The sequence below is a fragment of the Bradyrhizobium sp. HKCCYLS1011 genome, assembly GCF_051167795.1.
In the GTDB taxonomy this organism is placed as follows: domain Bacteria; phylum Pseudomonadota; class Alphaproteobacteria; order Rhizobiales; family Xanthobacteraceae; genus Bradyrhizobium.
Genome location: NZ_JBNPTT010000007.1, coordinates 67924 through 80488, shown reverse-complemented (window position 1 = coordinate 80488; position 12565 = coordinate 67924). Strand labels below are relative to the sequence as shown.

10 protein-coding genes are annotated in these 12565 nt (G+C 61.6%); 8 read left to right on the top strand and 2 right to left on the bottom strand.

The genetic code is table 11. The features are described from left to right. Positions 1 to 331 precede the first annotated feature (331 nt). Together ACQR1W_RS23660 and ACQR1W_RS23655 are read right to left on the bottom strand one after the other, a co-directional pair. A complete protein-coding gene (locus ACQR1W_RS23660; protein WP_434853059.1) occupies positions 332 to 1594 on the bottom strand; it encodes a cytochrome c3 family protein in 1263 nt (420 codons plus the stop codon). Between the two features lie 102 nt (positions 1595 to 1696). Continuing rightward, positions 1697 to 2563 (bottom strand): pyridine nucleotide-disulfide oxidoreductase, encoded by an 867-nt coding sequence (locus tag ACQR1W_RS23655; protein ID WP_434853058.1) that lies wholly within the window; start codon positions 2561 to 2563, stop codon positions 1697 to 1699. A gap of 394 nt (positions 2564 to 2957) precedes the next feature. On the opposite strand from ACQR1W_RS23655, the gene ACQR1W_RS23650 reads away from it, so the two are divergent. From ACQR1W_RS23650 to ACQR1W_RS23615, 8 genes are all read left to right on the top strand, one after another. Further along, entirely contained in the window at positions 2958 to 4259 is a 1302-nt protein-coding gene (locus tag ACQR1W_RS23650) for an NAD(P)-binding domain-containing protein (protein ID WP_434853057.1), read from the top strand. Then, positions 4246 to 5784, top strand: a complete 1539-nt coding sequence (locus ACQR1W_RS23645) for an ankyrin repeat domain-containing protein (protein ID WP_434853056.1) — start codon at positions 4246 to 4248, stop codon at positions 5782 to 5784. Before ACQR1W_RS23650 ends, ACQR1W_RS23645 begins: the two co-directional genes overlap by 14 nt. A 303-nt stretch (positions 5785 to 6087) precedes the next feature. Then, positions 6088 to 8076, top strand: coding sequence for a heme lyase CcmF/NrfE family subunit (locus tag ACQR1W_RS23640; protein ID WP_434853055.1), 1989 nt, complete (start codon positions 6088 to 6090; stop codon positions 8074 to 8076). Between the two features lie 10 nt (positions 8077 to 8086). Further along, entirely contained in the window at positions 8087 to 8623 is a 537-nt protein-coding gene (locus ACQR1W_RS23635) for a DsbE family thiol:disulfide interchange protein (protein ID WP_434853054.1), read from the top strand. After that, a complete protein-coding gene (locus tag ACQR1W_RS23630) occupies positions 8620 to 9120 on the top strand; it encodes a cytochrome c-type biogenesis protein (RefSeq protein ID WP_434853053.1) in 501 nt (166 codons plus the stop codon). Before ACQR1W_RS23635 ends, ACQR1W_RS23630 begins: the two co-directional genes overlap by 4 nt. Then, complete coding sequence (ccmI, locus tag ACQR1W_RS23625; RefSeq protein WP_434853052.1) at positions 9117 to 10424, top strand: c-type cytochrome biogenesis protein CcmI; 1308 nt, start codon at positions 9117 to 9119, stop codon at positions 10422 to 10424. The genes ACQR1W_RS23630 and ccmI overlap by 4 nt, the downstream gene beginning before the upstream one ends. Positions 10425 to 10465: 41 nt before the next feature. Further along, complete coding sequence (locus tag ACQR1W_RS23620) at positions 10466 to 11128, top strand: response regulator transcription factor (RefSeq protein WP_434853051.1); 663 nt, start codon at positions 10466 to 10468, stop codon at positions 11126 to 11128. A gap of 4 nt (positions 11129 to 11132) precedes the next feature. Beyond that, a complete protein-coding gene (locus ACQR1W_RS23615) occupies positions 11133 to 12494 on the top strand; it encodes an ATP-binding protein (RefSeq protein WP_434853050.1) in 1362 nt (453 codons plus the stop codon). The last annotated feature ends 71 nt before the right edge of the window (positions 12495 to 12565 follow it).

The following is a 12565-nucleotide window of genomic DNA, read 5'->3' as shown; positions in this document are numbered from 1 at the left end:
GATACCTACGTCCTCCTTCTTTTCTTCGCTGCAACTCACGCGACCCCACGCGCGGTCACCAGCGTCAGCGATCGACGCGGTGCAAACACACCGAACCACCGCTGGAGAAAGAGGCTCCAAGCTGGCCCAAAACTTGACCAAGCTGAATTCAAGCTGAACAGTTACGCGAACTTTCGCACGCTGCACGCCAGACACCTGCTCGCGCATGCTTGGCGTTCGGAACGAGGCGGACTATGCGGATCAAAGCCGCCGAGAAGCGTGCCGCTGCGCGCACGCCTTCATGATCGCCTTACCGACGAGCCTGCAATCCGGAGCGGCGCTCACGCCCGGATCAGTTCCTGATCTGAACATTGCGCCATCCGGTCGCGACATGACAGCGCTCACAGCTCTGTCCGAAGGTGCCGTTATGCACGTCCGAGCCGCGATGACAGCTGTAGCAGTCCATCGGCAGCTTCAGGTCCGGCGGGGATTTCGCCCTGTGGCAGGATTCACAAGTGATCTTCTGATGCTGACCAATCAGCGGGAAGCGGGTCTGCTGCGCATGATCGAACCGCCACAAGGACCAGCCGTTCGGATTGTGACAACTCGCACACCGCGTTCCGAGCCGCCCCTGGTGGTAATCCTTGTGACAGCTCTCGCAAGCCGTCGGCGTGTTCTTGTAAGTTGGCGAACGGTGACACTCCTCGCAGGGGACCGGTTTGTGAAGGCCGATCAAGGGAAAGCGGGTGAGCTCGTGATCGAAGGCGAGGTTCTTCCGCCATCCGGTATCATTGTGGCACTTCTCACAGCGTTCCCCGAGCTTCCCCTGGTGCGGGTCCTGCTTGCGATGGCATGACACGCAGGAGGTGGCGAGCTTATCGTGGTAGAGATCACCCGTATGGCAGCTCTCGCACTTCACCTTTGCATGTGCATTGCGCAGCGGGAACCTGGTCTTGTCGTGATTGAAGTGCGTGGTTTTCCACTTGTCCTGGTCGTGACAGGTTTCGCATTTCTCGCCAAAGCGACCGGCATGAACATCCTGCAGCCGATGACAGGAGACGCAAGACGTCGGTAAATCCTTGTACTGCTGACCCGAATGGCAGGTGGTACAAGCAACCGACTTGTGGGCGCCGACAAGCGGAAACCGCGTCTTTGCGTGGTCGAACGTCTTGGTGTCTCGCCATTTCGTTACGACATGGCAGCTCTCGCAGCGTTCGCCGAGGCGCCCATGATGGGGATCGATTGCCTTGTGACACTCAAAACAGGTCGATGGTGTGTCGCGAAACTTGACCTTCGCGACATGACACCCGGCGCACGACACGTTCCTGTGCGCATCGACCAGCCGGTAGTTGGTAAAATCGTGGTTGAAGGTCTCCTTATCGAGCTGAACGATGTCGGTCTCGCGTCCCTTGTGGTCGGTGTGACACTGTCTGCAGTCCTGGCTCAGCGCACCCTGCTCGCGTCCATGCAGCCGCACGTGCTCTCTGCGATCGGTCGCGATGTCCTTATGGCAATCCAGGCAGAGACCGGTCTGCGCCCGGCGCGTGAACGCTTCGTGACACTTCCCGCACTCGGTCTCGTACTTGGCATGCTTGCCGACCAGCGGGCCCGGCATGACCAACTTTTCGAGGACGGTCTGAGCACGGGCCCCAACGGCCGCTAACGCGATTGCGACGACCGCAAGTGCTGCAAGGCGCCATCTCATCACGATACTCCGTCAATAATGATGGACCGCCCACACATGCACGATGCCGGCAAGAAACATCAGAAAAAACAAAGGCAGATGGAAGATGTGCCAGAGCGAGAACAGCCGTTCGAAGAACGTCAGCTCCGCGGCTTTGCGCACGGCGGCAGCATACCGTCGCACCACATTTTCGATCCGCTTCTGGCGTCTCCGTCGCTCGGACCATGACCAGCGCGCTCTTCTTGCTTCGGCGCGAATGAGCCGCCGTGCTTCCGTCACCACGTCGCGCCGAAATCGCCTGGTACGCGCAGCGATGATCGCACCAGCCCGGAGACTACCCAGCGCCGTTCGTGGCATCTTGTTCTCAAGACCTTTGCTGAACGCGCTCAGCTGTTGAGAGACAAAGGCGGCGGCCTGCAACTCTTGGCCCAGATCGACTTTCATCGCCTCGGCCTCCGCTAACAGCTCCTTCACATGAGCCTTCCTGCCGTGAAGACCTAGATGGATCTTACCGTAGATGTATCTGCCGATGACGCCGCTGATCGCGACGATCAGCATCGAAAAAAAGGCGACGTTGCTGTTGAGCGCCCCGAGCCTGAAATTTGCGTGGAATAGGATGAGCACAGGCCCGAGGACACCGAGCAGCATATGGCTACGGAACCAGAACGGGACGGATCCGATCACGCGCATCGACCTGAACCGCTTGCGTAGCGAGTAGACCAGCAGCGATAGCATGGCCAGGCCGCCGTAGATGCCGAGCCAATACCCTGTGCCGGAGTCGGGCGTCAGATATTCCTCATCCCGCTGCAGCCATCCGACGCTCACGGCACAGCAAACAAGTACGGTGAGCAAGATGGGAAGCGTTCGTCCAAGCAGATTGCCGCCCGCGCGTGCCGCCATCGCCGTTCTCGTCATGCGTCGGCCTTTGACGGATCTGATGCGCAACTAAAAACGTGCGGCAAATCGTCGCCCATCATCAGACAGGCCAAAAGGCCGACGAGTTCGACTGACGATAGCTCTATGACATCTCTATTAGTCGACGCCGCTGTCATTTACCCGAGCCTTATTTCCGCCGATCGCTACTGATTAACGATCACGCGCCTGGTCATTTGCGCACGTGTAGCGATCAATCTGGACTTTCTGTGTCGGGAGCTGTTGAGAAGGGTTTGCATCTAGTGCCTGCACGAGAGAAGACTTTCGGCTTCAGTGCAATGCACTCGCTTCCGCTACTCCTGCTACTCCAGAGATCTGCTGACGCGCGATGGTCTGCTGAAGAAGCAATGAGAGAGAGGACATGGCGCTGGATTTACTTGTCGTCTACGCCGCTCCAATGGTCGGCGTCTGGGCCGCTTACCTTGCAGCGCGCAAACGCCGCGAATTCAAGAGCGTGGCGAAGCTCTCAGCGGCCAAGGAAGCTGGGCTCCTCGAGCCGGCATCGCTTCACCCCATCATCGATCCGGCATTATGCATCGGCTGTGGCTCGTGCGTCAGAGCCTGTCCGGAAGGACATATCATCGGTCTGATCGGCGGCAAGGCCTCGCTCGTAGAGCCTTCGCATTGCATCGGGCACGGTGCCTGCAAGGCGGTATGCCCGGTGAACGCAATTACTCTCGTCTTTGGTACAGAAACGCGTGGCATCGACATTCCCAATGTCGATGAGCAGTTTCAGACCAACGTGCCCGGCATCTTCATCGCCGGTGAGCTCGGTGGGATGGGACTGGTCCGCAATGCCATTGAGCAAGGGCGCCAAGCGATCGACTCAGTTCGCAAGATGAAGACTCCAGGCAGATCCGACATGCTCGATGTGGTGATCGTGGGGTGCGGTCCAGCCGGACTATCAGCAAGTCTCGCGGCAATGCACCACAAGCTCCGTTCCGTCACGCTGGAGCAGGACTCGCTCGGAGGCACGGTCGCTCATTTTCCCCGCGGTAAGCTCGTGATGACTGCTCCCTTCACTCTGCCGCTTGCTGGCAAGTTCAACTTTCGCGAGCTGAGCAAGGAGCAACTGATCGGCTTCTTCATGAAGATTGTGAACAAGGCCAAGCTCAAGGTGAATATCGGCGAGCGGGTCGATGCCGTCATCCAGCTCAACAATGGCTTTGAGGTGAGGACCGACCGCAACAGCTACAAGACCCGCGCGATTCTCTTGGCCATCGGTCGGCGTGGAACGCCCCGCAAGCTGGACGTCCCGGGCGAAGAGCAGACCAAGGTGGTCTACCGCCTGATCGATCCGGAACAATATCGCGGGCAGCACGTGCTGGTCGTCGGTGGCGGCGACGCGGCGCTCGAGGCGGCCTGCGCGGTGGCCGACGAACCCGGCACGACCGTGACTCTGTCGCATCGCAGCGAGTCGTTCAATCGCGCCAAGCCGAAAAACCGCGAACGGGTCGAAGCCGCAGAACGATCCGGACAGCTCAGGGTCATGCTGAGCTCATCGGTCCGGCGGGTCGGTGACACCGACGTCGAGATCGACGCCGAAGGCGAGCTGACCACAATCCCCAACAACGCGGTCATTGTCTGTGTTGGCGGCATCCTGCCGACCGCCTTTCTCAAGAGCATGGGAATCGAAGTCGAGACGAAATATGGCACAGCCTAGGCCCGCTCATGTCGCGATCATCCTGATGTATCTGTTGGGCTACGGAGTTGGCCCGGCATTCGCACAAGGTGGCAATCCATTCGAACAGCGCGACCGCGTGGCCGCAACAACGGACGCGTTGTCTGCTGCGAGCCGGGCTGCCGAGACGGCAATCCGGATGAACCGTCCCGCCGAAGCGCTGAAGCTGCTCGAGCAGGCCGCTTTGGGCGGGGATCGCGACGCGCAATATCGTCTTGCGTCGCTCTATCGGGCCGGTCTCGGGACCAGACCTGATGACGGGTTGGCGTTCAAATGGATGAAGCTGAGCGCCGAGAAGGGACACATCAAGGCCCAATACAATCTAGCAGCGATGTATCTCGCCGCACGAGGTACATCGGCCGACGTCGAGAGAGCGAGCGAGTGGCTGCGCAAGTCGGCGGCGGCCGGCTATGAACCTGCCGAGCGGCTCCTGGCCGAGATTGCAAGCCGCAGCCCCGCAGCACCTCAGAAGCGGCTCACCGCCGCGGATCGGGCCGTCGAACGCGCGGCAACGAATCCGAAGCTCGAGGCTCAAGCTGCATCCCGAAATGGCCAGCCCGATATCATCGACGCCGCCCTGCGTGGCCAGATCGCACCGATGCGTCAACTGATCGCAGCGAAGGCCGACGTCAATGCGACCAACGAAGATGGCGACACACCGTTGGCGATTGCTGCAGCCGCCGGCCAAGTTAACCTCGCCGAGCTCTTGCTCTCGTCCGGCGCCAACCCCAACGTCCGCAACCGGCGCGGCGACACGCCCCTGATGCTGGCGGCGGACAAGGGCCGTGCTGAAATGGTCAAACTCCTATTGGCCAAGTCCGCCGACGCGTCCGCGATCAGGGCGGACGGCTCTACTGCGCTCGCCATCGCCGTCAGTCGCTGCAAGTCCGACACGATCGCTCCGCTCCTTGCAGCCAATTCGGGCGGCCTTCCTGTCCTCGACGATGGCCGGACACTGCTGATGGTTGCCGTCGCATCGTGTGCAAAGGACGCGATCGCGCCGCCGCTCATCCAGAGGTCCGCGATCGATGCGATCGACAAGCAGGGCCGGTCTGCGCTTTGGTACGCATCGGATCGTGGCAACGCGGGAACATTGGATCAACTGATCCGCGCCGGGGCCGACGTCGGCCATGCTGACAGCGAAGGAATGACGCCGCTCCTGAGAGCTTTGGAAAACGGCGGAGCTTCGGCCGCGCTGGCTCTCCTTAAGAGCGGTGCCGATCCGAAAGCGCCAACCAAGAGCGGTAACACGCCCCTGATCTTGGCCGCGCGTGGTGGACTGACCGACGTCGTCCACGCGCTTCTGCAGCGCAAGGTAGACCTCAACGTTCGCAACGCACAAGGAATGACCGCGCTGATGATGGCCGCCCATGAAGGCAATGTCGAGATCGCGCAGAACCTTCTCGCCGCCGGCGCCGACAAGTACTTGAAGAACAAGCGGCGCGAACGAGCAAGCGACATCGCCACGATCGAAGGTCACAGCGAGATTGCCAAGCTGCTGGAATAGCGGCCGCATTCCCTTCCATCTGCGGACACAACAAGCTCGCACGCTTTAGCTGCGGCGCAAAGACGCAGCCACTCTCCAACTACCATTCTTGCAAATGCTAGCGAGCATGCATCGCAGCGAAAACCTTGGGCGCATCGCGCCGACGTGCGTCTACTAACAATGAGTTGCAAGTGCAACCAAACCGCAATCTGATGAACTTCACTATTTTGTACGATTGATGCCCCATTCGCCGCCTTGAGTGCGCGCGCATCACGGACACTTGATAGTCTGTTGCAGGAATAGGCGCGTCCAACGGGGGACAAGATGACAGCAGAAGCCGGATCGTTTGCTCTCATTCTGGCGCTCTTCACCTCGCTCGTGCAGTCGATCGTGCCTTTCGTCGCACTGAGGCGACAAGAACCCGTGATTGCTGCCTTCGTTCGACAGGCTGCTCTCGGCCAATTTCTGTTCATCGCGATCGCCTTTGCGTGCCTCACCTCGCTCTTTGTGCATTCGGACTTCTCAGTCCAGGTCGTCGCTGCCAACTCGCACACGCTGAAGCCGCTTCTCTATAAAATCTCGGGAGTCTGGGGGAATCACGAAGGCTCCATGCTGTTGTGGGTTCTTATCCTGTCTTTGTTCGGGGCTGCGGTCGCACTGTTCGGAACGAATCTGCCGGATCGACTGCTAAGCAATGTCCTTGCCGTGCACGGGATGATCGGTCTTGGCTTTCTGACCTTCGTCGTCACGACTTCGAACCCGTTCACCCGGCTTGTCGATCCTCCAATCGAAGGCAATGGACTGAATCCAATTCTTCAGGATCCAGGCCTGGCGATCCACCCACCGTTTCTTTATCTCGGCTATGTCGGCTTCTCGATGGCGTTCTCATTCTCAGTTGCGGCGCTGATCGAGGGCAAGGTGGACGCGAGTTGGGCGCGCTGGGTTCGTCCCTGGGTGCTCGCCGCCTGGTGCTTTCTGACGATCGGGATCACGCTTGGCAGCGCCTGGGCCTACTACACGCTCGGCTGGGGCGGCTGGTGGTTCTGGGATCCCGTGGAAAATGCCTCCTTCATGCCGTGGCTCGCCGGCACTGCTCTGCTCCATTCCGCCCTGGTCGTCGAGCGCCGGAATACGCTCCTGAGCTGGACGATCTTGCTCGGGATACTGACCTTTTCGCTAAGCCTGATCGGCACATTCCTGGTGCGATCCGGTGTGCTCACCAGCGTCCATGCCTTCGCACAGGACCCGACCCGCGGCGCATTCATCCTCGCCATCATCGTGGTCGCGACCGGCGGCGCATTGACTCTGTTTGCGATCCGAGCGCCCACCCTGAAGCAGGGTGCGCTCTTTGGCGCCGTCAGCCGCGAGAGCGGGCTTGTGCTCAACAATGTGGTGCTGACGACCGCCGCAGCGACGGTCTTTCTCGGCACCTTCTATCCGCTGCTGGTCGACATGATCGGAAACGATAAGATTTCCGTCGGACCGCCCTATTACAATATGACGTTCGTTCCCATCATGGTGCCGCTTCTGCTGGCCATGACGGTCGGCCCTGTCCTGAGGTGGAAGCGTGACGCCTTCGTTGGGGCGCTCCAGCGGCTGAAGACCGCCGCCGGCGCCGCTGCGCTCGTCTTCATCGGGATACTCGTCGCGACGTTCGGGCGCCACGTCATGGTTGCGTTCTTCTTGGGTATTGCTGCCTGGTTGGTCGTCGGCTCATTGATGGTGCTGGCTCACCGTACGCGCCTCGGCATGTCGACGCCGCTGGTGACGACCCTGAGCCTTGCGCGCACGACGCCGCTTGCGGTGTATGGCCTGGTGCTTGCCCACGCCGGCATGGGTGTCACGGTCGCAGGCATCACCGGAATGACGGCCTGGGCCAACGAGAAGATCGAGATGCTCCGGCCCGGCCAAAGCCTGCAGCTCGCGGGCTACGATGTCCGGCTGCGTTCGGTCGGGAAGGTGCCGGGGCCCAACTATGAGGCCGAACGCGGCGTCTTCGATATCACGCGAAACGGCAAGCCGTTCACGCAGCTCTATAGCGAGCGCCGTTTCTATCCGGTCCGCCAGCAGCTCACCACGGCCGCCGGCATTCGCACCAACATGTTGTGGAACGTCTATGTGACGCTCGGCGACCCCGACGACAAAGGGGCCTGGGCGGTCCGCTTCTACTATCACCCCATGATGCCGCTGGTCTGGATCGGGGCGCTGATGATGGCGTGTGGCGGCTTTGTTTCGCTCGCCGACCGCCGGCTTCGCGTCGGCGCGCCGCGGCGTGCCACACAGGCCATAGCTGCTGCCCTCCCTGCCGAGTAGGACCACACCGATGTTGCGCCTTTCCTACCTCGCCCCCCTTCTCGCCTTTATGGGACTGACCGCCGGGCTTGCATTCAGCCTGTCCAATGACCCGCGCAGGATGCCTTCGACACTGATCGACAAGCCGACGCCCTCCTTCAACATGGCCTCGCTCGACGGCAAGGACGCAGGGTTTTCCAACACGGATCTGAAGGGCGGTGTCATGTTGCTCAACGTATTCGCGTCCTGGTGTCCGGGCTGCCGCGTCGAGCACCCCATGCTGCTCAAGCTGGCGGAGACCTCGGGAATCCCGATTTTTGGCTTGAATTGGAAGGATACGCGCAGCGACGGTGCGCGTTGGCTCGCCCGGCACGGAAGCCCCTATACCCGCGTCGGCTCCGACGAGCCAGGCCGGGTCGGCATCGATTTCGGCGTCACCGGCGTTCCCGAAACTTTCGTGATCGACCGCACCGGGCGAATCCGCTTCCGCTATCCAGGTCCTCTCACTGAGGAGGTCTGGCGCGACGAATTCGAGCCACTGCTCAAGGCACTACGGAGCGAGTCATGACCCAGCCACAGCTGACACGATTGGCATTGTGCGCCGCGCTACTCGTGTCGACGGTCCTGGTGTCGCCATCCCGGGCGGTGCTTCCGGAGGAGATGCTGAAGGACGAAAGGCTCGAAGGACGCGCACGCATCCTGAGCCAGGAGCTGCGTTGCGTCGTTTGCCAGAACCAGAGCATCGACGATTCGAACGCGCCCTTGGCGCACGACCTTCGGGTGCTGCTACGAGAGCGCCTGCTGGCCGGGGACAGCGATCGGCAGGCGGTGGATTTCATCGTCGCCCGCTACGGCAACTTTGTCCTATTGAAGCCTCCTCTGCAGTGGAACACGGTCTTGCTTTGGCTCGGACCGTTCTTGGCGCTGCTCGTGGCAATCATCGGCTTCGGCCGCTACGTCCGTGGTGCAGCAGCCAATGCGAGCGCTGCAGCGCGGACTCCTGCGCTCAATGCAGACGAACTCAAAGCAATCGAGGCGATTCTCGACAGACGGAGCTCCGTATGATGCTGTGGCTGGTGTTGACGGCGATGATTTCCGCCGCTGCCGTCCTGATATCGACTCCCTTCATCCGCCGCTTCGAGCGGGCGCAGTTGGCGTCCGCTCAGGGCGTCGCCGTGTACCGAGACCAGCTCAGGGAGATCGAGGCGGAAGCGGCACGCGGTCTGATCGACGAGACGGAGGCCGAGGGTGCCGCGATCGAGATCAAGCGACGTATTCTCGCGGCCGACCGCGCTGACGTGGCGACGGCATCTCCGCTCACTTCTTCCGAACGCAAATTTGCGCTCACCGTCGTTACTGGCATCGTGGTCTTCGGTTCCGTCGTTCTCTATGCGGTGATCGGAAGTCCGGACGTCCCTTCCGCATCCCCGGGACAGGCGGGCAGCGAACCGGCCGCAAGATCTGTGGCCGACGTCCGATCCGTCGCGACCACCAAAGGCGCTGCGTCGTCGCAGCCTGCGGCCGCCCAGGACTCGCAAGGCCGCACGCCACAGCAAAGCGGATTGCCTCCGGTCGAGGAGATGATCCAGCGTGTGCAGACGCGCCTGGAGCGCAATCCGAAGGATGTCGATGGCTGGCGGCTGCTCGGCTGGTCTCTCTTCAACATCGAGCGTTTTGCTGATGCGGCTCAAGCCTACGCACGCGCGATCGAGCTGCGCCCCGACTCGGCCGAGTACCGGAGTGCGCGTGGCGAAGCGCTGGTGCGAGCCGCCGACGGCACCGTGACCGCCGCGGCCAAGAAAGAGTTGGATGAAGCGCTCAGGCTCGATCCCAAAGACGCACGCGCGCGTTTCTTCATTGGTCTCGCCAAAGAACAGGACGGCAACAAGGAAGGCGCAATCGCCGATTGGAAGGCGATCATATCGGACGCCGATCCGAACGAGCCGTGGCTGCCCGACCTGAAGCGGCGACTGGCCGAACTCGGAGAGGATCAGGCTCCAGCATCAAGCAGCCCCGACCTCTCGGCCGAACGCATGCAGGAGCTGCTCCGTTCCGACCAGGCAAAGTCGTCGACGGAGACTGCTGCTCCACGAGGTCCGAGTCAGGAAGACGTCCGCGCCGCGCAAGGCATGTCGCCACAGGACCGCGGCGCGATGATCCGGGGCATGGTCGACAATCTTGCAAGCCGGCTCGAACAATCACCGCGCGATGCAGAAGGCTGGATCAAACTGATCCGCTCGCGGGTCGTGTTGGGCGAGGCCGAGCTGGCGCGACAGTCGCTGCAGCGGGCGCTATCCGTTTTTGCCGACGATAGCGAGGAACGAACTCGGATCGCGGAGGCTGCGAAGCAGCTCGGCGTCGACCCGTAATACGCAGCGCGACGAAGGCAGATCCATAGTGGGCGACCGGGGTGGCTACCATTCGCATCTTGCTGATAGAGGACGAGGCTGTTTACGCCGACCGGATCAGGGAAAGCCTGACTGAAGCCGGATTCGAAGCAGACCTTGCGACGGACGGGAACGAGGGGTGGATGCTGGGCAACACTCAGACCTATGATGCTGCCGTTCTGGACCTCGGCCTGCCCCGCGTATCCGGCCTCGACGTGCTGCAACGCTGGCGGCACGCAGGGCGCACGCTGCCTGTCCTGATCCTCTCCGCCCGCAGCGGCTGGGTGGAACGCGTCAATGGACTCAACGCAGGCGCGGATGACTACCTGGAAAAACCGTTCAAAGCGCAGGAGCTCGTCGCCCGCATCAACTCGTTGCTCCGTCGCGCCTCCAGCAAGCCGGATGCGGTGCTGCGGCAGCGCCAGATCGAAGTGAATGCAGCCGCCGGCCTCGTCAGCAAGGGCGGCCAGACAGTCAGCGTGAGTCCGCTCGAATTGCGTATTCTCGAGTTCCTGATGCGCCGCCCCGATCGGATTGTTTCCCAGCCCGAGCTGTTGGAGCACATCTATTCGGGCAGCGCTTCTCGCGATTCGAATACACTGGAAGTCTACATCGCCCGGCTCAGGAAGAAGCTCGGACGCGATTGCATTCGCACGATCAGAGGCATGGGATATCGCATCGGATAGACCAATGTTCGGCCGCAACTTCCGTGCTCGCATGATCGCTGGCGCAGCGATCTGGATCTCGCTTGTCTTGCTCGTGAGCGGGATCGGGCTTTCGGCCGTGTTCCGCCGAGTCGTCGCGGCGCAGTTCGATCATGATCTTCAGGATCACGCCCGTGAGCTCATCGGCCTCGTGGGAATCGACTCCGAGGTGAGGCCTTTCATCGCGCGAGACCTGAGTGACCCCCGATTTTCTCCCCCGCGGTCGGGTCTTTATTGGCAAGTCCTGCTGCCGAATGGCGCCACCATCCGTTCATCCTCATTGCAGGACACGCTGTCGCTTCCGTCCGGTCCTGAACAGGAACGTGCTCAGTTGAACACCGTCCCGATCAACGTCGAGGGCCCTACCGGACCAATGCGTCTGATCCGAAACATCAGCCAGCCGCCGCATTTGCAGCAAGCCGTCGAAATCCGTGTCGGCGCCGATGAGCGGCTGATCAGCGATGAGATGAAGCAGTTGAACTTGACGCTCGCGACCGCGCTCGGCCTGATGGCGTTCGCGATGGTGGGCACCGCTTACGCCCAGGTTGCCTATGGCCTGCGGCCTCTTGCGCGCATACGCACTGCGGTCGCGGCGGTCCGCACCGGCAAGACCAACCGCCTGCCCGAAGATCTGCCCGACGAGATCATGCCCCTGGTCACCGAGTTGAACGGGATGATCAGTGCCAACCTCAGCATGGTCGAGCGCGCCCGCGTCCTGGCGGGGAACTTCGCTCATGCGCTGAAGACTCCACTCGCCATTCTCAACGAGGAAGCGAAGGAGCTGAGGGCATCCGGCAACGAGCAGAAGGCAAAGATCCTGTTGGAGCAGTGCTCGCGGATGAACCTGTTGATCGACTACCAGACGGCGCGCGCCCGCGCGTCGGCTTCGACCAATGCCGGATCCTGTGCGATGCTGGCCGATATCCTGCAAACGCTGATCAGCACCTATTCGCGATTTGGTGCAGGACGCGACAAGCGATTTCAGGTCGAAGGACACGCCAACATCGTGGTGAGCTGCGATCCCAACGACCTCATCGAGCTGATCGGGAATCTGCTCGACAATGCCGCCAAATGGGCACGCCAACGCGTCGTTGTCGCAGTCGCCGACCTCGGGAGCACCGTTCTGATCTCGGTGGAGGACGATGGCCCCGGCATCCCCAAGGAGCATCGAGCGCGCATCTTCGACATCGGCGTGCGGCTCGACGAACAAAAACCCGGCACCGGGCTCGGGCTTGCAATCGCCCGGGATCTGGCCATGCTCTACGACGGCCAATTGTGGATTGATGACTCGCGCGATGGCGGTGTTGCCATGAAGCTGGTGCTCAAGAAGAAGAGCGCTGTGACCTAGTTCGCCGGTCCCGCTGGAGGACCACTAGTGCGTGGCTCTTCGATCAGCTCAAGAAGACCGGCGCGCGTTAC